Origin of the sequence: Paenibacillus sp. FSL H7-0756 (assembly GCF_038006765.1) — a bacterium.
GTDB lineage: Bacteria > Bacillota > Bacilli > Paenibacillales > Paenibacillaceae > Paenibacillus_AQ.
Window position 1 is genome coordinate 1989987 of the sequence record NZ_JBBOVT010000001.1, and the last position, 21385, is coordinate 2011371.

17 protein-coding genes are annotated in these 21385 nt (G+C 53.2%); 15 read left to right on the plus strand and 2 right to left on the minus strand.

Features of this window, described 5'->3' with window-relative positions; all coding sequences use genetic code 11:
• Positions 1-12 precede the first annotated feature (12 nt).
• Complete coding sequence (locus NST04_RS08915; RefSeq protein ID WP_341183955.1) at positions 13-768, minus strand: AraC family transcriptional regulator; 756 nt, start codon at positions 766-768, stop codon at positions 13-15.
• Between the two features lie 350 nt (positions 769-1118).
• Here NST04_RS08915 and NST04_RS08920 point away from each other — a divergent pair, with 350 nt between their 5' ends.
• The 15 genes from NST04_RS08920 (at position 1119) to NST04_RS08990 (ending at position 20336) form a co-directional block, all read left to right on the plus strand.
• A complete protein-coding gene (locus NST04_RS08920) occupies positions 1119-2237 on the plus strand; it encodes a BMP family ABC transporter substrate-binding protein (protein ID WP_341183956.1) in 1119 nt (372 codons plus the stop codon).
• A 40-nt stretch (positions 2238-2277) separates the two neighbouring features.
• Positions 2278-3840: an ABC transporter ATP-binding protein gene (locus NST04_RS08925; RefSeq protein ID WP_341183957.1), complete on the plus strand. Its 1563-nt coding sequence runs from the start codon at positions 2278-2280 to the stop codon at positions 3838-3840.
• Positions 3833-4879, plus strand: a complete 1047-nt coding sequence (locus NST04_RS08930; protein ID WP_341183958.1) for an ABC transporter permease — start codon at positions 3833-3835, stop codon at positions 4877-4879. Before NST04_RS08925 ends, NST04_RS08930 begins: the two co-directional genes overlap by 8 nt.
• A complete protein-coding gene (locus NST04_RS08935; protein WP_341183959.1) occupies positions 4876-5814 on the plus strand; it encodes an ABC transporter permease in 939 nt (312 codons plus the stop codon). Before NST04_RS08930 ends, NST04_RS08935 begins: the two co-directional genes overlap by 4 nt.
• A 41-nt stretch (positions 5815-5855) precedes the next feature.
• On the plus strand, positions 5856-6812 hold the full coding sequence (locus tag NST04_RS08940; RefSeq protein WP_341183960.1) for a nucleoside hydrolase: 957 nt from the start codon (positions 5856-5858) through the stop codon (positions 6810-6812).
• A gap of 3 nt (positions 6813-6815) precedes the next feature.
• Positions 6816-8219, plus strand: coding sequence for an ADP-ribosylglycohydrolase family protein (locus tag NST04_RS08945; protein ID WP_341183961.1), 1404 nt, complete (start codon positions 6816-6818; stop codon positions 8217-8219).
• 557 nt (positions 8220-8776) lie between these two features.
• On the plus strand, positions 8777-10324 hold the full coding sequence (locus NST04_RS08950; protein ID WP_341183962.1) for a response regulator: 1548 nt from the start codon (positions 8777-8779) through the stop codon (positions 10322-10324).
• Positions 10325-10515: 191 nt separating this feature from the next.
• A complete protein-coding gene (locus tag NST04_RS08955; RefSeq protein ID WP_341183963.1) occupies positions 10516-12339 on the plus strand; it encodes a sensor histidine kinase in 1824 nt (607 codons plus the stop codon).
• A gap of 3 nt (positions 12340-12342) precedes the next feature.
• The gene (locus tag NST04_RS08960) at positions 12343-13890 is read left to right on the plus strand and encodes a response regulator transcription factor (protein WP_341183964.1); all 1548 of its coding nucleotides are present in this window, start codon (positions 12343-12345) and stop codon (positions 13888-13890) included.
• A gap of 112 nt (positions 13891-14002) precedes the next feature.
• Positions 14003-15703 (plus strand): sugar ABC transporter substrate-binding protein, encoded by a 1701-nt coding sequence (locus tag NST04_RS08965; RefSeq protein WP_341026979.1) that lies wholly within the window; start codon positions 14003-14005, stop codon positions 15701-15703.
• 90 nt (positions 15704-15793) lie between these two features.
• The gene (locus NST04_RS08970) at positions 15794-16768 is read left to right on the plus strand and encodes an ABC transporter permease (protein ID WP_076081983.1); all 975 of its coding nucleotides are present in this window, start codon (positions 15794-15796) and stop codon (positions 16766-16768) included.
• Complete coding sequence (locus tag NST04_RS08975; protein ID WP_341026976.1) at positions 16768-17730, plus strand: carbohydrate ABC transporter permease; 963 nt, start codon at positions 16768-16770, stop codon at positions 17728-17730. Before NST04_RS08970 ends, NST04_RS08975 begins: the two co-directional genes overlap by 1 nt.
• 306 nt (positions 17731-18036) lie before the next feature.
• Positions 18037-18798 carry a methionine ABC transporter ATP-binding protein gene (locus tag NST04_RS08980; protein ID WP_341028041.1) on the plus strand — a complete coding sequence of 254 codons (762 nt, stop codon included), beginning with the start codon at positions 18037-18039 and terminating at the stop codon, positions 18796-18798.
• A complete protein-coding gene (locus NST04_RS08985; RefSeq protein WP_209994116.1) occupies positions 18791-19453 on the plus strand; it encodes a methionine ABC transporter permease in 663 nt (220 codons plus the stop codon). The genes NST04_RS08980 and NST04_RS08985 overlap by 8 nt, the downstream gene beginning before the upstream one ends.
• Before the next feature lie 55 nt (positions 19454-19508).
• Positions 19509-20336 carry a MetQ/NlpA family ABC transporter substrate-binding protein gene (locus NST04_RS08990; RefSeq protein WP_445667909.1) on the plus strand — a complete coding sequence of 276 codons (828 nt, stop codon included), beginning with the start codon at positions 19509-19511 and terminating at the stop codon, positions 20334-20336.
• Between the two features lie 115 nt (positions 20337-20451).
• On the opposite strand, the gene NST04_RS08995 is transcribed toward NST04_RS08990, so the two are convergent.
• Positions 20452-21378 carry a metallophosphoesterase family protein gene (locus tag NST04_RS08995; protein ID WP_341183965.1) on the minus strand — a complete coding sequence of 309 codons (927 nt, stop codon included), beginning with the start codon at positions 21376-21378 and terminating at the stop codon, positions 20452-20454.
• Positions 21379-21385 lie beyond the last annotated feature (7 nt).

Sequence of the window (21385 nt, forward strand, 5' to 3'; positions counted from 1 at the left end):
TGGGACTATTCCCTATATAACTCTGCTCTGAATACGGAAGGTGCGCGGGGAGAGGCCGATCTCCCGTTTGAACATATTGCAGAACTGGGCGTCGTTGACGAATCCGGCTGCAGCCGAGACCTCGGAAATATGCATTTGGCTGTGCAGGAGGAGCGACTTGGCATAATCCAGGCGTTTTAGTAAAAGATAACGGTGGGGGGAATGCATGAACCGCTCCTTGAACAGATGCCGGAAGCGGTCGTAGCTGTAGCCGGACATCTCTGCCAGCGAGGCCACCGAGAGCTTGTGGCGGTAATGCTCGTCCATATAATTGAGCACATACTGCATCTGATCCTCTGCCGGGGAATGGAAACCTGAGGCGCTGAGCAGCCGCTGGAGGTAGACGGTAATTTCACTCATCTGCAGATTGAGCAGCTCGCTGAACCCGTCGCGCTTACGCTTGAACTCGGCGTTCATCCGCTGCAGGGTCTGTAGTACGGTGTGCTCTTTATCGTCGTCAAACACACCGGACAGCGAATTAATCACCGGATTGCCGCAGTGAAAGCCAACGAACAGCACCTCCGGGCTGGGCTGGTGATTCTCATCATGCTTAAAGCCTGCCGGAATGAGGGCGAAGGTAGAGGGCCGGAAGTGGTAGCTGCGCTGGCCGATGCTGCAGGTGCCCTGGCCATGGATATAATAGACAAGCTCGAAGCACTCATGCTGATGCGGAGGGATATAGGTACCCGCTTCATGTTCTGCATTTACAATATATAGGACACGATCCATGATGAGCCTCCTTTGTTAGTCATTTAGCCGAATCGTACAAAAACATGACCGAAAATATATAAATATTTATGTTTTCATTTGATATGATCTTATCAATAAAACCGAAGATTCTCAACTGGACTGGCCATCTTGTTCGGATATTTTACGGTTTTTTAGCGAAATGTAACATGAAATGTTTGGTTTTCAGAGTAAATTGCTTATTTTCAGAATTTCAACAGTCGCTTATTCATGCTGCCCGATTCGATGAGACCAACAAAACGTGTAATTGGGATTTTATGCTATTCAGCAGGGTGGATCTATTACAAATAGGGGTGTGAACTTAGAAAATGAAAAAGAAAATGCTCACTTTAATGTTACTGGCAGTTATGGTACTGGTCGCTGCATGCGGAAACAACAAATCCGGTAATGGAAATGGTGCGGCAGCAACTCCGGGGACGAATGCGGAAGGCGGCGGCGCGGCTGCGGGGGACAAGCTCAAGGTGGTGCTGCTGATTCCGGGGACGCTGGGGGACAAGTCGTTTTTTGATGCGGCGAACAATGGTCTGCAGAAGGTGAAAAGCGAGCTTGGCGCAGAAACGAAGGTTGTGGAAATGGGCGCTGACAAGACGAAATGGGAGCCGACTTTTAATGATATCGCTGCTGAGGATTGGGATGTGGTCATCTCCGGCGGCTCGGAAATTACAGAAATGTTCAATGCAACGGCTGAAGCGAATCCTGATAAAAAATTCATCAACTATGACACTGACATCGAGGAAGCGCCTGCCAATATGTACAATATGTCTTACTCGACCAATGAGGTCTCCTTCCTGGCCGGAGCAGCTGCGGCGCTTGCTACCCAGTCCGATATGCCTAATGCCAACAAGGACAATGTGATCGGATTCCTGGGCGGAATGGACATTCCCGGCATCAATGCCTTCCTGGTTGGTTACATTCAGGGAGCACAGTATGTTGATCCGGAAGTGAAGGTAGCTGTCTCTTATGCCGGAGATTTCGTAAACCCTGCCAAGGGCAAGGAATTGTCGCTGATCCAGTATAACTCGGGTGTGGATATTATCTTCAACGTAGCGGGCGGTACGGGCCTTGGCATCTTCGATGCAGCGAAGGAAAAGAACAAATATGCAATCGGCGTCGATTCTGACCAGGCGATGCTGCTGAAGGATACAGATAGTGTGAAAGCCAACCTGATCGTTACTTCTGCGATTAAAAAGATTGATTCGGCCATCCTTGGTGCAGTGAAGAAACTGCAGGACGGCACGCTTGAAATGGGTAAACGTGATGTGCTTGGCTTCGTTGAAGACGGCGTAGGTATTGCAGAGAACGAGATCTACAAGGCGGCATTCCCGGCGGAATTGCAGACCAAGATTGAAGAAGTGAAGCAGAAGCTGATCAATAAGGAAATTAAGGTGGATAACGCAATGGGTATGGAGACTTCTGAAGTGGAAGCGATCCGTAATGCCGTTAAACCTTAAGGACATGAATCTAACTTTGGTTGAAAGGCGTTGATGACCCATGGCAAATGCTCTGCTGGAAATGCGGGGAATCACCAAAGTGTATCCGAACGGTGTGGTTGCCAACAAGGATGTTGAGTTCTCACTGCGCGAAGGCGAGATCCATGCGATTGCGGGTGAGAACGGAGCCGGTAAATCGACTCTGATGAAAATTATGTTCGGAATGGAGAGCCCGAGCGAAGGCGGGCTCTACATCCGGGGAGAACAAGTGAAGCTACAGTCTCCGCAGGACGCGATTGACCGCGGCATTGGTATGGTGCATCAGCATTTCATGCTGGTGCCTTCTTTTACAGTGGCGGAGAATATGGTGCTGGGTATGGAGCCGAAGAAGGGCGTGGGCTTCAATTATGCAGAGGCCGTACGTCTGACGGAAGCAACTGCGCGTAAATATAATCTCTCGGTGAATGCCAAGGCGAAGGTGGAGGACCTGAGCGTCGGCATGAAGCAGAAGGTAGAAATTCTGAAGGCGCTGGTGCGCGGGGCCAAAATTCTCATCCTCGATGAGCCGACAGCGGTGCTGACTCCGCAGGAGACGGAGGAGCTGTTCCATGAGCTGCAGCAGCTTAAGGAGCAGGGACACACGATTGTGTTCATCTCGCACAAGCTGAAGGAGGTCAAAGCCATCTGTGACCGGATTACCATCATGCGCGGCGGGCGGAGTGAAGGCGTCTTCGAGACCAAGGAAGTAACGGAGCAGGAGATTTCGCGGCTGATGGTCGGCCGGGATGTGGTGCTGAAATATGACAAAAGCGATCTTCCCTACGGCAAGCCGGTGCTTGCAGTGGAAGGGCTGAGCGTCTCAGACAGCCAGGGCAAAGCGCTGCTCTCCGAGATTAGCTTCTCGGTCCGTGAAGGCCAGATTGTCGGCATCGCCGGCGTTGAAGGGAACGGACAGACGCAGGTGATTGAGGCACTGACCGGGGGCCTGCGCGGGGTTGGCGGCAGCGGGTCGGTACAGGTGAAGGGGAAGGATATCCGTGAGCTGGATATTCTGGACATCCGCAACCTGGGGGTATCCTATATCCCTGAGGACCGGATGCGCCAGGGCTCTGCCGGAGAGGCCAGCATTGCTGACAATCTGATCTCCACGCGCTACCGCCAGAAGGATATGAATAAAGGGCCATTTCTGCACGGGTCCAGAATTGCTGCGCTGGCCTCTGCGCTGGTGGAGGAATTCAAGGTGCGGTGCTCCGGTCCGCAGCAGCCGATCGGCATGCTGTCCGGCGGTAACATGCAGAAGGTGGTCGTAGCCAGGGAGTGTTCCACGAATCCGCAGCTGCTGATCGCCGAGCAGCCGACCCGCGGCGTTGATATCGGGGCTGCCCAGTTCATTCATCAGAAGCTGCTGGAGCTGCGTTCGGCCAACTGTGCGACGCTGCTGGTATCGGCAGATCTGAATGAAATTCTGGAGCTGAGCGACAGTCTTCTCGTGATGTACGAGGGCCAGATTGTGGCGTATTTCGAACATCCGTCAGCTGTCGGTGAGGAAGAGCTGGGGCTCTACATGCTGGGAATTAACCGGCAGGACAAAGAGCAGACCGGGAGGGCCGCAAATCATGTTTAAAGTCAAATATTTCGAGGCGATCCGCACAGCCGCGGTCATCGTCATTGCACTTATTATCGCGTTCCTGATCATCTCGCTGGTCAGTGACCACCCGGTGAAGACGATCGGAATCTTCCTCTGGGAGCCGTTGTCCACGAAGGGCCATATCGGCAACGTCATTGAAATGGCGATCCCGCTGATGTTCACCGGACTTGCGGTCTCACTGCTGTTCCGGGCCAATATGTTCAACCTGGGGGCAGAAGGAATCTTTTATTTCTCCGGAGTGGTGACTACTGCACTGGCGATTCATCTCAGCCTGAACAGCTGGTTCCATCCGGTAGTGGCGATTCTTGCAGGCTCCATCGTGGGGGCGCTGCTCTCGGCCATCCCCGGTATTCTCAAGGCAAAGTGGAATGCGAATGAGCTGGTGACCTCTCTGATGTTCAATAACATCCTGTTCGGGGTGGGGCTGTACCTGCTGAACTATCATCTGCGGGATGCCAAGGCGTTTGCCAACGTTTCTTTTAAGTTCGAGAAAACGGCCCAGCTCAGCAAGCTGTTCCCAGGGACGCGGATTCACACCGGACTTATTATTGTGCTGGTGCTTATCGTATTGGCCCATCTGTTCCTCTACAAGACCAAATGGGGCTACGAGCTGCGGATGACCGGGGTTAACCGGCAATTCGCCCGTTATTCGGGGATGAAGACAGCCAAGGTGATCATTCTGGTCCATCTGATCGCCGGGTTCATTGCCGGTATGGGCGGCTCGGTGGAGGTGCTCGGGATGTACAGCCGGTTTCAGTGGACCTCCTTGCCGGGCTACGGTATGGATGGTGCGCTGGTGGCCATGCTGGCCAAGAATAATCCGTTCTCCGTCATTGTCTCGGCGCTCTTCCTGGCCTATATCCGCATTGGCGCCGACATGATGTCACGTCTTTCCGATGTGCCGTCCGAGATGATCTCGATTATCCAGGCTGTCATTATTCTGCTGATATCCGCTGAGCAGTTCCTCAAGTTCTGGAAGAACCGCATGCTGCTGAAGGAGGCGAAGGAAGCATGAACAGTCTGCTGAATGTCATACTGACCACAGATTTTGCCTTCTCTGTCCTGCGTGTAACTACGCCTATATTGTTCGCTGCACTGGGGGCGCTGATCTCGAACCGTGCCGGCATTATCAACATCGGGATGGAAGGGATCATGCTGGTCTCGGCGCTGGCCGGGGTTATCGTGAGCGCCTATACGCAGAGCGCCTGGGTGGGACTGCTGGGGGCGGTGCTGTCGGGAACGCTGATTGCGGGGATTCTGGCTTTTTTCACCTTAAAATTCAAGACCCATATTATTCTCGGCGGGGTGGCAATCAATATGTTCGCTTCCGGCGGTACGGTCTTTATTCTGTATCTGCTGAGCGGCGACAAAGGATCTTCCACCTCCTTAGCGAGTAAAGTGCTGCCGAGTATAGATATTCCGCTCCTGAAGGATATTCCGGTGCTGGGTCCGATTCTGTCGGGGCACCACATTCTGACGTATTTCTCTATACTGTCAGTGCTCGTAGTTTATTATCTGCTCAACCGTACACCGCTGGGACTGCGAATCCGCTCTGTGGGCGAGAATCCGCATGCAGCCCAGTCAGTAGGCGTCAGTGTGGTCCGCATTCAGTACAGCGCGCTGCTGCTCAGCGGCTTCTTCGCCAGTCTGGGCGGAGCCTATATGTCGATGGGCTACCTGTCGCTGTTCACCCGCGATATGATCGCCGGCCGGGGCTGGATTGCCATCGCCGCTGAATCCATGGGCCGCAGCACCACCGTGGGTACAGCGCTGACCTCGCTGCTCTTCGGCGCAGCCGACGCGCTCTCCAATGCTCTGCAGGTGCTGAAGATTCCAGCCGAGCTGATCGCTACGCTGCCTTATGTCGCGACAGTCATCGGTCTGATTATCTACGCCATCTCCGAGACACGGAAGAAGAATAAGAAGCTTAAGGCGACTGTTACCAAATAAACAACAAATAGCAAAGATCAACCTACAAAGGAGCGACAACGATGCCAACACCTATCATTATTGACTGCGATCCGGGGCATGACGACGCGATTGCCATTCTGCTTGCGCTGGCACATCCGGGAGAGCTGGATATCCGGGGGATTACAACTGTTGGCGGCAACCAGATTCTGGATAAAATCACCGACAACGCGCTCAAGATTCTCAGCTTTGTAAATGCAGATATTCCGGTAGCCAAGGGTGCGGCGGCGCCGCTGCTCGGCAAGCTTGTTACCGGGGAAGAAGCCCACGGGGAGTCCGGCATGGACGGCCCGGCGCTGCCGGCGAGCAAGTTCAAGCCCATAGAGCAGGGAGCAGTAGAATTCATGCTGGAGATTATCCGCGCCTCGGAAGAGAAGATCACCCTGGTGCCTACCGCCCCGCTGACGAATATCGCTCTGCTAATTACCGCTTACCCGGAAGTGAAGGAGCGGATCGAGAAGATCTCTCTAATGGGCGGCGGATTGGCTTACGGCAACGTGACCCGGACAGCGGAGTTCAATATTTATGTGGACCCGGAGGCGGCGCGGATCGTTTTTGAATCCGGTATTCCGATTGTCATGAGCGGGCTGGATGTGACGGATAAGGCGGCGATCTTCGAGGAGGAGATTCAGGAGCTTAAGACGCGCGGCCCCGTGTCTGTCATGGTTGGCGAGCTGCTGGATTTCTATTCGATCTACGGGAAGAAAATGGGCTTTGTCGGCAATGCGCTGCATGACCCTTGCGCGATTGCCTGGCTGCTGCACCCTGAGCTGTTTGAATCCGAGCACCTGTATGTAACGGTAGAGACCGAAGGCAAGCTTACCCGCGGTATGACCGTGGCCGACCGCCGCAAGAAGCCGGACCAGCCTGCGAATACGGAGGTACTGCTTGGCGTAGACCGCGAAGCCTTCATCAAGCTGCTGTTCGATTCGTTGGAACGGTTAGACCGGCAGCTGGGGTCTCCGGCAGGAGAAGCCTAGCGGATGGCGGGCTGGGAACGTCTGCAGGAGACGGTAAGGTTCGAGCTGCAGCAGCGGATCGAGGAAGGCTGCCAGCCGGGCAACCTGGCGGAGAAGCTGGATGCAGCCGGGAGCGACGAGGACAAGCTGATGGAGGTATACCGGGAGCTGATGGCACTTCCCGTGGACGGAGGCTTCCCTTACCAGGAGCCGTCGGATCTGGAAACGATCAGACAGCTTCGCCCTGAGGGGCCGCGCAAGCTTGCGTTGGACTGGACACCGGACCAGTGGAGAGACAGATTCTACGGCGCCTGGCTCGGGCGCAGTGTAGGCTGCGCGCTGGGCAAACCGCTGGAATATTGGGACTATCTGTACGGGAAGGACGGCCGGACCGGCTGGGAGAATATCGAGCTGTGGTTCCGTGGTGCGGATGCCTGGCCGATTACGGGCTATACCCCGGAATTCTCTACGGCCCGGGAGGAATACGGCCTGGGCTTAAGCGACTGGTCGTTCACCAGCACACGCGAGAAGATCAGCTACATGGAGAGCGATGATGATATCCGTTATACCGTGCTTGGCCTGATGCTGCTGGAGCAAAAAGGGCTGAATTGGGACTCCTGGGATATCGGCAAGCTGTGGCACGGGCACCTGACCTACAGTCAGGTCTGCACGGCGGAAACGCAGAGCTATATGAACTTTGCTCAGGAGACCTCCCATCTGCACGGGGAGAAGCCGGAGGATTGGCCGCTGCGCCAGGAACGGGTACGGATGCATCTGAATCCGTACCGGGAATGGATCGGAGCAGCGATCCGCGCCGACGGGCTGGCTTATGGAGCAGCCGGACATCCCGAGCTGGCGGCAGAGCTGGGCTGGCGGGATGCCTCCTTCTCACATGTGAAGAACGGGATCTACGGCGAAATGTTCAATGCAGCGATGATCTCAGCGGCATTCGCGGGTCTCAGTAATGAAGAGATTGTGCAGATCGGCCTGAGCGAGATTCCACAGACGAGCAGACTGGCTAAGGATGTCCTGCGGGGCGTAGAAATTGCACAGCAGGCAGGCAGTGAGCGTGAACTGGTCAGCACCCTCTGGAACGAGTTCAGCCATTACGACCCGGTGCATACGAACAACAACGCAGCCATTGTGGCCGCCTCGCTGATCTACGGCGGCGATGACTTCGAGAAAGCGGTGGTCACCTCCGTATCAGCCGGAATGGATACCGACTGCAACGGGGCCACCGTCGGCTCGATTATGGGAGCGAAGCTGGGGGCTGCCAAGCTGCCGGTCCAATGGACCGCACCGCTGAACGACCTGCTGTATGCAGACCTGCCAGGCTTCCACCCGATCGCCATTTCTGAGGTCGCGGAGCGCAGCTATCAGGTGTTCCTGAAGCTGCGGGCGGAGCTGGGAGAAGCGAAACAGGGATAACATAGATACTAATTATATTTGAGCGCTTTTTATGAAGTCGCCTCGCACCGGATGTTTTCAGGGGAAAACATCCGGTGCGGTTGGGCGGCTTTTTTGTTTTTGCGTGCCAGGACGCAAGCATTATCTAGTTGGTGCAAGTCCAATCCATGAAGGCACCAAGCCACCTTTGCAGCTAATACTGCATGATAGAAGCAACCGATGCTGAAATCTTGCATGAATTACAACAAAGTCAGCGCTAACTTGCCTCTATACACTGGGATTCCTGCAAATGATGCAACAATGTACTGCAGTCCGTAACATTTTTAGAGAAATCCTGCATGATGTACAACAACTGCGAGGAGCGGTTCCCATAAGGAAATCCAAATTGGGCAGCGGCTGGAAGTCCAAATGTTCACCGCAGCGACGACCATGCATCGAGTTCAAATCTGAAGTGCGTCTGATATAGATATGGGTCAGATATCCGCTCAAGTTAACATTCACAGGATTGAACTTGTATGTTAGCATTACTTGTAATTCAATAATTACCAAATTTAGATATTGAGATGGGGGCAGAGCTCATGCTGAAAGTCATGATTGTGGACGATGAACCTTGGGTTCTGGAAGGACTCAGGACGATGGTGAACTGGGAGAAATCCGGATTCGAGGTATGTGCTGAAGCGCTTAGCGCCGGGGAGGCGCTGCGGCAGATCCGGGAGCACAGGCCGGATCTGCTGCTGACGGATATTAATCTTCCGGTGATGAGCGGCCTGGAGCTGATTGCGGCGGTGAAGGAGACGGTGGACCCGCCGCCACGGTTCGTGATCCTGAGCGGGTATGACGATTTCAACTATGCCCGGATCGCGCTGCGTCATAAGGTGGACGGCTACCTGCTGAAGCCGGTGGATGATGAGGAGATTGAGGAGCTGCTGGGGAAGATCCGTGCTATTATCCAACATGAAACCGCTTCCAGAGTAGAGGGGCAGAAGAAGCACAATATCCTGGTACATAACCTGATCAGCCGTTGTGTCCAGGGGGATTGGAGTGAGGAGCTGGAACAGGCCGCCTCCGGTCTGCTGGGGCTTCAGCCTGATACAGAGCTGCAATGCATTCTCGCTGCTGCCATCTCAGGTTCAGGCACGGTGAGCTTGAACGAAGGGGATACTGAAGGCTTCCCGGATCACCTGGGCTATGTGTTCCACGATCCGGCCGGAAGGGCCGGACTCCTGGTTCGCTCAGCCGGACTCTCTCCGGAAGCGCTGGAGGCGGCCGCCACCCGGGTGCAAAAGGTGCAGGCAGAGAAGCTGGGGGTTCCGGTGGCTGTAATGATCAGCGGCCGGGGGAACGGCCTGCGCTCCATCCAGGAGCTGTACACCCAGACGCTTGAGGTCTGGGGGCTCAAGTACCGGAAGGAGCGGGGCGGGATTTTCTACTACAACGATCTGCGTACGGCCCGCTTGTCCCCTGAATTCATTGGCGGGCACTTTACACGTGTGCTGAATGAGGTGAAGGAAGGGGTGCCGGAGAGAATCAGGGCTGCTGCCAGGGAAGCCTTCGCAGCTATGACTGCCAAGAGGGTGAGCATTGAAGCTGCACAGGCCGAGGTAGCCCATCTGGAGATGACCTTATGCCGGAGCATTACCGAGATGCAGGGAGATCCCGACCAGATCATGTGTGCGATGCACAAGGAATATGGCAACCTGGGCGGACTCACGGATTATTACAAGCTCAGTCTGTATGTGGACCGGCTTTGTCTGGAGACAGCGGCGTACCTCACCGAGCTACGGGCTAATAACGAGGGGAACACCATCTATAATGTGATCCAATACGTGGATCTGGAATTCCGCAGCAAGCTGCAGCTCCAGGACCTTGCCCGGCAGTTTCATATGAATTCGGCTTATCTGGGCCAGTTGTTCCGCAAGGAGACGGGGCGCAGCTTCAGCGATTATCTGAATGAGAAGCGGATTGAAGCAGCCAAGAGCCTGCTCAAGCGCACGCAGCTCAAGATATCGGATATCGCGGTGCAGGTGGGCTTTTCCAATACCGATTATTTCATCGACAAGTTCAAGAATAAGGTGGGTTCATCACCTTCGGTGTACAAGAATGCCCACAACAATAAACAGTTGTAAGTGGAAACGGCTTTGCCGTCCTGTAAAGGACGGTACCGTTTCAGCGAGAAATAGAAGGATAATTTATAGAGTGAAACCTATAAATTCTTATATTTTAAAATAACCCCGCAAAGTGAGGCGTTGGCTTCGAAGGCTACTCAGAACCTTTGCGGGGACCCCGAAATCTTAAGAAAGCCGGGTGTGTGTGAGGGATGGCGACAAAACGCTTTAAATTCGGCACCATCGTCAATGATATTCCGCTAAGCTACAAGTTCTATCTCATCTACATTGTGGGTGTGCTCCTGCCGATTATGGTGCTCAATCTGGTATTCCTGGAGCGGATTACGGATCTCATCAAATCGAGGGAACAGCAGAATCTGGAGATTTCCATGGAACGGGCGCGGAAGGACATTCATGATTTTATTGAAGGCGGGGTCTCTGTCGGCTACACGCTGGCTGCGGATAAGAACCTGTACGAGATGCTGGACCGCACCTATACGGACTCTATCGAGTTCTACAGCATGTTCAACGAACAGCTCAGAGACCGGATGAACAGCTATATGCCTGTCAATAATCAGCTGGAACGAATTAGTGTATACACCAACAACCAGACGGTTGTATCCGGGGGCAATTATCAGGTAATGACCGATAAAGTATGGTTAAGTGACTGGTACCAGCAGGCGAAGAAAGCGACTACCCAAATATATGTTGCTGCTTACCGGACGACGGAGAACAAGAATCTGGCCTCGTCCACCCCTACGCTCAGCATCATCGAGACCATGGACAATTACCGTAATTTGAACAACTATGAGAAGGTGCTGCGGATTGATCTGGACATCAGTGAGATCTATGACATTATCGTCCGGGAACGGGATTACCTGAGCCTGTATTTGATCAATGGCGAGAACAAGATTGTGATGTCAGCGGACAGCGGCTATCAGCACGTTACGGATAATCCCTATCCGGTATTTGATCAGTGGGGCGATAGCCAGGACGAGAGCGAGGGGGTGAGGGTGATGGCTGTAGGGACGGCGAATTATCTCAAAGGCTGGCGGATTGTCGGAATTACGCAGGGGGAGCGGATCTCCCAGGCGGTTCTCGATATCCGGCTGTACGCAGCGGGCCTGGCGACCACGCTTACCGTGTTGACCAGCATATTCATCTACATCATGCTGCGCTCCTATAATTACCGGGTGAAACGCCTGGCCCGGCACATGCAGAAGGTGACGAACGAGAAGTTCGAGCTGATTGCCATCGATGAGGGCCGGGATGAGATCGGCGGGCTAATTCACAATTTTAACCGGATGACCTCCAGAATTCACTCCCTGATCAATGACGTGTACAAGCTGGAGATCCAGAGCAAGAACCTGGAGATGGAGCGCGTCAGGGCGGAGCTGAATTTCCTGCAGAGCCAGATGAACCCCCACTTCCTGTTCAACACGCTGAATGCGATTCTGGTGGTTTGCACCAAGAACAAATATAACGATGTCACTGATATTATAAAAAGCTTGTCGAAGCTGCTGCGCAGACTGCTCAGCTGGAAGGAGGATCTGGTGTCGGTGCGCGAGGAGATCGCATTTATCGACATGTATCTGAGGATTGAGAAATTCAGGTTCAGGGATAAATTCGATTATACCTTTGAGATCGATGAGCAGTCCCTGGACTATAAAATACCGAAGCTGAGCATGCAGCCGCTGGTCGAGAATTCCTGCAAGCACGGCCTGCAGACGATTGAGGGGCTGGGGGTAATCAAGGTGGCTGCGGCCGTGCTGGATAACAGGCTGCAGATTACAGTATCCGACAATGGTAAGGGCATGGAGCCGGAGAAGCTGAAGGAGCTGATGTTCGCGGTCCGCAAGGAGGATTACTCGGGGACCCACATCGGGATTCGCAATGTATACCGCAGGCTGGAGCTGAATTACGCAGATCAGGTGCGCTTCGAGATATCCAGTACGCCGGATCAGGGAACCGTAGTGACCTTTGGCATTCCCCTGAAGCTGCTTGAGCAGAATTATTCCCTGGAAAGAGAGGTATAGATCATGACATATAAAGTACTATTAATCGACGACGAGCCAAGTGCCCTGGAGGGTATGGAGATGTGGATCGATTGGCAGGAGCTGGGCTTCGAGCTGTGCGGAACCTGCGGCAACGGCCGGGAGGGGCTGCAGATGATGAAGCAGCTTCAGCCGGATCTGGTCATTACCGATATCCATATGCCGCTGATGAATGGTCTGGAGATGATCGGGGAGTGGCGGCAGGAGGGGATGGATTCAACTAAGTTCGTCATATTGAGCGGCTACAGTGAGTTCGAATATGCCCGCACAGCCATCAGCTACGGAATCAATCACTATCTGCTGAAGCCGGTCTTCCCGGAGGAGGCTACCGAGGAGCTGCGGGAGATCCGCCTGGAGCTGGAGCAGGAGGCGAACCGCAGAAGAATCCATGAGACCGCTTCCGGGGAAGAGGCGGCAACCTTAATCAAGGGGCTGTTATATGGCAAAAAGGAAGAACCCGAGCTTATGGAATGGCTGGAGACTCTGCCCGGCTTCAAGGAGAGCCCTTCCTGGAATGTTTGCCTGATCCGGACGGTCCCGGAGCTGTATACAGAGGTGAGGAGCCGCACAGTCTCCCTGCTGGCCGGATATAAAGCATTGATAACGATTGATCTGGAGACGGGATTGCTCGGGATCGTGTACGGGATGACGGCAGGCAGCAGGGACGCTGGCGGAATAGCTGAAGTGCTTGATACCCTGCTGCGCGAATACGGAGGAGGGAATATCCATATCGCGCTGGGAGCCCCGGAGGACTCCTTGTTGTCCATAGAGGGAAGTTATGGCCGGGCCAAAGAGACATTGCTGCATTTCTTTTACGAGCCGGAGCAGGCAGGGGTGCTGGCTTACAGCGGGGTGCTGGACAAGCCCTTCAGTTATCACTATGACCATATCGGGTTGATGGATGCCTTGCTGAATTGCGTGAATCTTCTGGACGCGGACGGCTACCGCGAGGCACTGGAGGCGGCAGCCCGCAGCTTCCGGGAACAGCAGGTGGCGCCGGAGGTAGTACGCAAATTCGGAATCCACCTCATGTACCGGATCTTCGCACTCGCACCCGGGGCAGAAGCCGCAGGCGAAGAGGGCGGAGTGGCCTTGGGCGTTGAGGTATCAGAGATTCAGCAGGCGATGACCCCCCTGAGCGGGCTGCTCAGCCGCCTATGGTCCTACGGAGGGAAGGCCATAGATCTGCTGGTGCGTGAGCAGAACTATAAGTCGCATGGGATTGTCCGGGAGATCAACCAGTACATCGGGGAGCATTATCAGGAGAGCCTGAGCATTCAGAAGCTGGCTGAGATCTTCTTCCTGCATCCGGTATACCTGGGCCAATTATTGATTAAGAAGAACGGGATGACCTTCAATGAGCAGCTGCATCATCTGCGGATTCAGGCGGCGGCTGAGCTTCTGCGCGGGAGCAGGCTGAAGCTCTCAGAGATTGCCGAACGTGTCGGTTATGCCAATTACGGACAGTTTCTGAAACGGTTCGAGAAGGAGCTGCACATGGGCCCGAATGAGTACCGGAATGCCAAGTTCTAAAATTTTCGGGGGTACACCTTTAGTTCGGTCGTATTTTAGCGGTCAGTTCACCTCTATAATTTACTTGTGTAAGTGCTTACAAAATAAAGACAATACACTATGGAGGTGCTTTATGGGGGGCAAGTCGAAAGTGACGTTTAAGTATTCCCTGGTTGCTTTATTAACCCTTAGCTTCGCGTTGTCAGGCTGCGGTGGAGGAAACGATAAGAATGCTGCTGCAACTGACAAAGCTAAGGAGACAGCTGCAACGGATTCTGCTTCATCTAACACGGGAGGAAAGATTGAACCGTTCAAGGTTAGCGCATTTATCGGTGTAGCCGGGCAACAGCCGACACCGGATAACAAGATCTACAAGAAGATCAAAGAGGAGACCGGTGCCAGCTTCGATATGGAATTCTTAGCAGGTGATATTAACCAGAAGCTAGGGGTTATGATTGCAGGTCAGGATTATCCGGACCTTATGACCGGAAGCACCAAGCTGACAGCAGCAGGGGCTTATATCCCGCTTGAAGACCTGATTGAAGAGCATGCGCCGAATTTGAAAGCGCATTATGCAGACTATTGGAACATGATGAAGGACCCGAATGACGGACATATTTATATTTTGCCTAACTACGGTGTATATAACGGTAAGGTCAACAGCTCATGGTATTCAGGACCGGCCTTCTGGATTCAAAAAGCAGTGCTTAAGGAATTCAACTATCCGAAGGTTAAGACACTGGATCAGTACTTTGACCTGATTGAGCAATATAAAGCAAAATATCCGAAAATCGACGGAAGCCCGACCATCGGCTTCGAAATTCTGAACTATGACTGGAAGAACTGGGGGCTGTTCAACGCTCCGCAGCATCTGATCGGACATCCGAACGATGGCGGCGTGGTCGTGAAGGACGGCGTAGCCGAGGTATTTGCCAACAAGGATTATGCCAAGAAATACTATCAGAAGCTGAATGAGATGAACGAGAAGGGCATTATCGACAAAGAAACGTTCGTACAGAACTATGACCAGTACATGGCAAAGCTGTCCAGCGGCACCGTTCTGGGGATGTTCGACCAGCACTGGAACTTCAACGCTGCTGAGGATTCACTGACGACCCAGAATAAAATTGAACGTACTTATGTAGGTCTTCCGCTGGTATACGATGAGTCGACCAAAGACCACTACCGCGATCTTGCGGTGCTTAACCTCAACAACGGCTTCGGTATCAGCATTAATGCCAAAGATCCGGTGAAGATTATCAAGCTGCTAGACACCCTGATGGATGAGAAGTGGCAGAAGCTGTTCTCCTGGGGTGTGGAAGGCGAGGATTATATCGTTGAGAACGGCAGATTCATGAGAACCCAGGAACAGCGTGACAATGCCGCCGATGCCACATGGCAGCTGGCCAACAAGGCCAAATCATTGTTTGAATATCTGCCTAAAACCGAAGGAAGCTACAGCGACGGTAACTCCACGGATGCTGCTGCGCAGCCGGAAGAATATAAAGCAGGCCTGAAGCCGTACGATAAGGAAGTTCTGGATGCCTATGGCTTCAACTCCTACGTAGACTTCTTCAGCGATCCGCCGCCGAACCCTGTCTATTATCCTGCCTGGTCCATCGACCTGATCGAAGGCTCGGATGCCAAAATTGCCAGCACCAAGCTAAATGAGCTGCAGACCAAGTTCCTGCCGAAAGCCATTCTTGCCAAGCCGGCTGAATTCGATTCCGTATGGACCGATTATACGGAACAGATCGAGAAAGCCAATGTGAAGGCTTACGAAGACAAGATCAATGAGCAGATTAAGTGGAGAATCGAGAACTGGAGTAAATAACGTAAGGTCTGGTACCGGGTTTTAGAAGGTGGAAGGCCGCTTGACGGCCTTCCGCCTTCCATTAATTTGATGGAGTAGGAGACAACGAATATGGATGAGACCTTAGAAATAGATACTGGCGTCCGGCGTCCGAAGAAGAACAAGAGGAAAAAGCAGCCGATTACCTGGCGCGTAATTAAGAATCAGAATCAGCTGATCTGGATGTCTGTGCCTTTAATGCTCTACATTATCCTTTTTGCCTACGTTCCTGTATGGGGCTGGACTATGGCGTTCCAGAACTACAGACCGGCCAAGTCCTTCGGCGAGCAGGAATGGGTGGGACTGAAGCAGTTCAAGTTTTTGTTCACCGATGATAACTTCATTCGTGTCTTGCGCAATACGCTGGCCATGGGGGTTATCAATCTGATCCTAGGCTTCGTGACAGCCATCGTGCTGGCGCTGCTGCTTAACGAGATTAAGAAAGTATTCTGGAAAAGAACCGTGCAGACGATCTCCTATCTGCCCCATTTCCTATCATGGATAATCGTTACCGGTATTGTGGCCACCTCGCTGTCCATCAATGACGGGATTGTAAATATCGTTCTGATGAAGCTGCATCTGATTAAAGAGCCGATTCTGTGGCTTAGTGAAGGCAAGTATTTCTGGGGAATCGTAGGGGCTTCGCATGTGTGGAAGGAAGTGGGCTGGAATACCATTATCTATCTGGCCGCCATCGCTTCCATTGACCCTGCCCTGTATGAGGCGGCGGAGATTGACGGTGCGAACCGTTACAAGAAAATGATGCATGTAACCCTGCCCGGGATCAAGGCAACCATTGTTATTCTGATGATTATGTCCATAGGACATGTGCTGGAAGCAGGCTTTGAAGTTCAGTACCTGCTCGGCAACGGACTGGTAGTAGACTGGGCCGAAACGATAGATATTTTCGTGCTTAAATACGGACTTGCACAAGGGAATTATTCACTCGCAACCGCTGGCGGGATTTTCAAAACGGTGGTCAGCGTGACATTGCTGCTTATGGCTAACGGGATTTCCAAGCGGCTTGGGGAAGAGAGGTTGTTATAATGGCGGATAACCGGCAGATTACCCCTGGGCAACAAGCAGGCTTTACGGCGAAAAGAAACCTGGGCACCGGCAGACTTGAACCGTTTTTGTTCACTTCCTTCAATACGGTCTTCATGGTCTGTCTGGTGGTTGTGACTTTATATCCATTCATCAATACGATTGCTGTTTCATTTAATGAAGGAAATGATACGATCCGCGGCGGCATTTACTTATGGCCAAGACAATGGACCTTTCAGAATTACAAGGCGATTTTTGCCACCGGAACGATTTTTGATGCTTTCCTGATCTCAGTGGCCCGTACAGTGGTTTCTACATTGCTTAATATTTTTCTGACCACCATGCTGGCTTATACCTTAAGCCGCAGGGAGTATGTATTCCGTAAGTTTATTACGGTAATCTTCGTGCTGACGATGTATTTCAGCGCAGGTCTGATCCCGAACTACTTCCTGATTAAGGACCTGGGCATGTTGAACAGCTTCTGGGTCTACGTTATTCCATCGATGATCAGTGCGTTTAACATGATCGTCATCCGCACCTACATCGGTACGATACCGGAGAGTCTGATGGAATCGGCCAGAATTGACGGCGCCGGGGATTTCAAAATCTTCATGCGGGTCGTCTTCCCGCTCTGTAAACCGGTGCTCGCGACGATTGCGCTGTTCGTGGCGGTCGGAGCCTGGAATGCCTGGTTCGACGCTTTCATCTACACCTCCTCCAAGCAGCATCTCAGTACACTGCAGTATGAGCTGATGAAGCTGCTGTCTTCAACGATGAACTCCAACGGGAACCCTACCGTAACCAACGGGGTGGGGATGGATCAGAATTCAGCCCGGGCAATGGTCACGCCGATCTCGATCCGGGCAGCTATCACAGTAGTCGCCTCCGTACCTATACTGCTGGTGTATCCGTTCATGCAGAAGTATTTCGTAGTGGGTCTCAATGTCGGTAGTGTGAAGGAATAAGCGTTCAGAGCAAATAGACTTGTCCATGCAAAATAGCAAAAGGGGTGCAGTCCTATCAGGGGCCGCACCCCTTTTTGTGCTAACTATCCTGCTTCCATTGAATAATCCCATAGAGCCACGAGCATCCTTATAATGCTCTGCTCTTCCAAGAACTTAGCAATCATTTTGAAATAAATGATGACACAGCGGAAGAAATACCTTATTATTTAAAGAGATTTTTAATGAAACAGATTTTAAATAATTATAGTACAATATGCCCTGAGGTTCAGAGAGTACGTTAAGGCAGTCTGTAAAGGAGGGCTTCATATTCTTTCGCTGAGTCAGGTTAGCAAGAGCTTCACTCTGAAGGATGGCCCTTATAAGGCTGTCGATCAGGTATCGCTTGAAGTGCAGGCGGGTGCCATTCACGGTATTATTGGCGCCAGCGGCGCGGGCAAATCCACGCTCCTGCGGCTGATCAATCTGCTGGAGCGGCCCGATGCAGGAATGGTTACGGTTGACGGGCAACGGCTTACGGAGCTGCCGGACAAGGAGCTGCGCCGGCAGCGGCAGAGAATCGGGATGATCTTTCAGCATTTCAATCTGATCGGCAATGCCACTGTCAGCCGGAATGTGGCGATCTCTCTGGAACTTGCCGGAGTGCCGCGTGCAGGGCGGATGAAGCGGGTGGAGGAATGTCTGCAATTCGTCGGCCTGGCGGACAAAGCCGGGCAATATCCGGCTCAGCTCAGCGGCGGACAGCGCCAGCGGGTAGCGATTGCCCGCGCACTGGCTAACAGTCCGAAGCTGCTGCTGTGCGATGAGCCGACCTCTGCGCTTGATCCAGGCACCACGGCAGATATTCTGGAGGTGCTGCGCCATATCAATGCTTCCATGGGCGTAACGATTGTGATCGTTACCCATGAACTGGATGTCGTGCGGAGCATCTGTTCCGAGGTATCTGTCATGGAGGGCGGACGGATCGTAGATTCCTTCTCCCGTGGGGAGGGCGGCTTCCTTCCGCCGGGAACTCATTCAGGCTCCTTCCGGGAGCGGATCACCGGCAGAACGGGGGCCGCCGATGTTTGAGAGCATGCTGAAATACCAGGATCAGATGTGGCAGTCTATTGGAGAGACCTTTGTCATGGTCGGTATTTCCATAGGCGCTGCGCTGCTGCTGGGCCTTCCGCTGGGGACGCTGCTGTATTTTTGCCGCAAAGGCCAGTTATATGAGAATAGAGGACTGTCTCTAGTGCTCAATAGCATCGTCAATGTCGTCCGTTCCTTTCCGTTCCTGCTGCTGGTGGTGGCGCTGATTCCGTTCACCCGTCTGGTTGTGGGTACGGCGATCGGTACACTGGCGGCCACGGTGCCGCTGTCCATCGTTGCCATTGCGTATTACTCACGGCTGGTGGAGCAGTCCCTGCTGGAGGTTCCGCGCGGAACGATTGAGGCGGCATTGTCGATGGGGGCCTCGAAGCCGGGAATGATCTTCAAGTTTCTCTATGTAGAGGCCCGTTCAGGGCTGGTGCTGGGACTTACTGCATCTACGATCAGCTTCATTTCTTTTTCAACCGTAATGGGGGTTGTCGGCGGCGGCGGCGTGGGCGATTTCGCCATCCGTTACGGGTATCAGCGCTTCGAGACTGAAGTGATGATCTACGCCATTCTTGTGATGATTGTACTGGTGCAGCTCATTCAATTCACGGGAAGCACGATAGCCAGACTGCTCGACAAACGCTAGAATACTATACAATAATGGGGGCATAAGAGAGATCATGAAAAGAACAGGAAAAAGAATGACCACCACGTTTGCACTGGTACTGCTTGTAATGACGCTTGCACTTGCAGGCTGCGGCAACAACAAAGAAGCGGAAGAGACACCGGCGGCAACCAGCACCGGGCCTGTGAAGATCAAGGTAGCCTCGCTGATTCCGCCAATGACAGATATTCTCGATATCGTGAAGCCGATTCTGAAGGAAGAAGGCGTGGATATGGAGGTTGTCGTACTGTCCGATAACGTGCAGCCGAATGAAGCGCTGGCGAACAAAGAGGTGGACGCGAACTTCTTCCAGCATGTCCCTTACATGGAGCAGTTCAATGCCAGTAAAGGCGCAAAGCTGGTGCCCGTTCAGCCTGTGTATGATGCCATCTACGGCGGGTACTCCAAACGCTTCAAGAACATTGCCGATCTGCCGGAGGGGGCAACGCTCGTGATGGCGAATGATCCGTCCAACATTGGGCGCTCCCTGCAAATGTTCGCAGATGCCGGATTGATTACGCTGAAGGATGGCATAGGAATTCAGGCTACGCAAGCCGATATTACCGCCAATCCGAAGAACTATAAGTTCGAGGAGGTCGATCTGCTGATGCTGGCCCGGATGCTGGATGATGCGGATCTGGTAGCGATGACGCCGGCCTACGCGAGCCCGCTGGGTCTGACTCCGAAGAAGGATGCGCTGATCACCGAGCGTGAAGATTCAGCCTTCACCATTACCCTCGTTGCCCGTGAGGACAACAAGGATTCCGAGGCCATCCAGAAGCTGGCCAAGGCGATCAGCGGCCCGGAAGTGAAGAAGTTCCTGGAGGATAATTACGCGGACATTGCGCTGCCTGCTTTTAAATAGTAGATACACGGATTGACTCCTGCATCGAAGCAGATGAAAAAGCTGTCCCAAAAGCCATGAAATGGCTGCTTGGGGCAGCTTTTTATTGTGAGTGGAACTTCAATAATTCCCTAACTTACCGTAGAGCGCTAACGGGATAGGCTACCTCATATTGCGCCGCTTCAATCCAGGTGCCCGTAGTGAAATCCCGTCCCCGCACAAGCACTTTATCAGCATAGACTTCTATATAATAGCCCTGGCTGCCGTTCTTGTGTTCATCCGCATCCGTCCAGAGGTAGGCTACAGAAGCAGCATTGAACATCGTTGCTGTCTGTCCGTTGCCGGGATACATGGTATTGCCGACCTCCAGCTCCCAGTGGGTATGCCCGGTGAACAGCAGGGTCTGCGGGTGCCGCGACAGAATAGTACGCAGCTCCTGATCCTGAGTGACTCCGTACCATTCCTGAGATTCCAGTGAACCGGCTACTGTATCCTTCAGCGGCTGGTGCAGGAAGAGGAAGACGGGCTGATCCGGCAGAGATGCCTGCTCCGTGTGCGGCTGCAAATAACTGTTAGCCTCTGGTTTGTCCGGTGCGCGTTCCCCAAGCTTCCGGTCCAGCCACTGGAGCTGCCCGTCGGATAAATTGCAGAATGTCTGCAGCCCTTCCTCAGTACCCAGGAAGATGAAATGATACCCGCCGATCCAGTGATCATGATAAGGACCTGGCATGCCCATGCGGGAAGTATACATCGCAAGCCGGGATTCCCAGTGGCCGAGGCCGACGTCATGGTTGCCTAGGGTGTAACGAATCTGCGGCAGTGAAGCCTGATGCTGTTCAAGAATACGCTGGACCTCCTCGTACTCCTCCGGGAAGCCATTGTTCGTAATATCTCCAATATGCATGATGCCGCTGCTGCCTTGTGCGTGTAAGGCCAAATCCTGCAATGCCCGTCCGAAGTTCTGGTTGTACTCATGCTCGGGATCAGCCGTGACATGGGTGTCGGTAATAATCTGGAACGTCAACAGCGGTTCAGTAACGCCGGTTGTGGCGGATGTATTCATAGGCAAG

Coding starts and splice junctions, on each gene's coding strand:
- NST04_RS08990 (WP_445667909.1), top strand. CDS start 19,509: ATGACCACCACGTTTGCACTGGTACTGCTTGTAATGACGCTTGCACTT.
- NST04_RS08915 (WP_341183955.1), bottom strand. CDS start 768: ATGGATCGTGTCCTATATATTGTAAATGCAGAACATGAAGCGGGTACC.
- NST04_RS08970 (WP_076081983.1), top strand. CDS start 15,794: ATGGATGAGACCTTAGAAATAGATACTGGCGTCCGGCGTCCGAAGAAG.
- NST04_RS08955 (WP_341183963.1), top strand. CDS start 10,516: ATGGCGACAAAACGCTTTAAATTCGGCACCATCGTCAATGATATTCCG.
- NST04_RS08965 (WP_341026979.1), top strand. CDS start 14,003: ATGGGGGGCAAGTCGAAAGTGACGTTTAAGTATTCCCTGGTTGCTTTA.
- NST04_RS08950 (WP_341183962.1), top strand. CDS start 8,777: ATGCTGAAAGTCATGATTGTGGACGATGAACCTTGGGTTCTGGAAGGA.
- NST04_RS08945 (WP_341183961.1), top strand. CDS start 6,816: ATGGCGGGCTGGGAACGTCTGCAGGAGACGGTAAGGTTCGAGCTGCAG.
- NST04_RS08960 (WP_341183964.1), top strand. CDS start 12,343: ATGACATATAAAGTACTATTAATCGACGACGAGCCAAGTGCCCTGGAG.
- NST04_RS08930 (WP_341183958.1), top strand. CDS start 3,833: ATGTTTAAAGTCAAATATTTCGAGGCGATCCGCACAGCCGCGGTCATC.
- NST04_RS08935 (WP_341183959.1), top strand. CDS start 4,876: ATGAACAGTCTGCTGAATGTCATACTGACCACAGATTTTGCCTTCTCT.
- NST04_RS08975 (WP_341026976.1), top strand. CDS start 16,768: ATGGCGGATAACCGGCAGATTACCCCTGGGCAACAAGCAGGCTTTACG.
- NST04_RS08920 (WP_341183956.1), top strand. CDS start 1,119: ATGTTACTGGCAGTTATGGTACTGGTCGCTGCATGCGGAAACAACAAA.
- NST04_RS08925 (WP_341183957.1), top strand. CDS start 2,278: ATGGCAAATGCTCTGCTGGAAATGCGGGGAATCACCAAAGTGTATCCG.
- NST04_RS08940 (WP_341183960.1), top strand. CDS start 5,856: ATGCCAACACCTATCATTATTGACTGCGATCCGGGGCATGACGACGCG.
- NST04_RS08995 (WP_341183965.1), bottom strand. CDS start 21,378: ATGAATACATCCGCCACAACCGGCGTTACTGAACCGCTGTTGACGTTC.
- NST04_RS08985 (WP_209994116.1), top strand. CDS start 18,791: ATGTTTGAGAGCATGCTGAAATACCAGGATCAGATGTGGCAGTCTATT.